This window comes from Actinocorallia lasiicapitis (genome assembly GCF_054778695.1).
The window spans coordinates 1-1,006 of sequence record NZ_BAAGZI010000786.1 but is presented as its reverse complement, the minus strand read 5'-3'; the positions used below and the strand labels follow the sequence as shown (position 1 = coordinate 1,006).

The following is a 1,006-nucleotide window of genomic DNA, read 5'->3' as shown; positions in this document are numbered from 1 at the left end:
GGCGGCCTTCGCGAACGCCGAATCCCCGGCGAGCGCCGCCAGCACCCGCGGCTCGAGCTGCGCGGCGTCGGCGACGACGAGGGTCCACCCAGGATCGGCGATCACCGCCCGCCGCAGCACCTTCGGGATCTGGAGGGCCCCGCCGCCGCGCGTCGCCCACCGCCCCGACACCACCCCGCCGACCACGTACTCGGGCCGGAACCGCCCGCCCTTCACCCAGGTGTCCAGCCACGACCAGCCGTGCGCCGTGTACAGGCGGGACAGTTCCTTGTACTCCAGCACGAACGGGACCGCCGGATGCTCCACGCCCTTCAGCACCCACGCCCTGGTCGAGCCCACCGCGTGCCCGGCCCCGGTGAACGCCTTCACGAGCTGCTGCGGCGAGTCCGGGTTCACGTGGACGCCGAACGCCTCGGAGATCCGGTCGGCCAGCCCCTGCAGCACCTTCGGCCGCATCCCCGGCCCCGGCCGCGCCCCCAGCAACCCGCTCAGCAGCTCGTCGTGCACGTCCACCCGCCACGGCACGCCCGCCGCCGACATCTCCGCCGCCACCAACCCTCCAGCCGACTCCGCCGCCCCCAGCAACCGCAACCGCCCACCCCACCCGACCGCCGAACCACTCGCCGCCACGTCCTCACGGGGCTCCGTCGAGTTGTTCGCTGTGTCGGGGGTGAGAGGCGGGTGGGTGGGGGTCAGGCGGGAGTGGTGGTGGGCGTGGAGGGTGAGGAGGTCGGTGAGGGCGGTTTCGGGTGGGGGGCCGAAGAGGGTGGGCTGGGTGTCGGCCGGGTCCTCGGTGGGGGCGGGGAGGCCGTGGAGGCGGGCCAGCGCGGCGGGGACGGAGATCGGTTCGCCGAAACGGCCGTCGAAGGCCAGCAGGATGCCCTCGGTGAGTTCCAGGTCGTGGCAGCGGGCCACCCGGACGCCCGCCGCCAGCAGACGGGGGTAGACGCGGGCCGAGGACGCCCAGACCCAGCGGGGCGCGTGGGCGGCCTCCAGCCGGGCGACG

At 75.2% G+C, this 1,006-nt stretch carries 1 protein-coding gene; it reads right to left on the bottom strand.

Annotation, left to right across the window (positions count from 1 at the left end):
- On the bottom strand, positions 1-1,006 hold a 1,006-nt coding region (locus ACYVE7_RS34615; protein ID WP_460370857.1), incomplete at both ends, for a bifunctional 3'-5' exonuclease/DNA polymerase.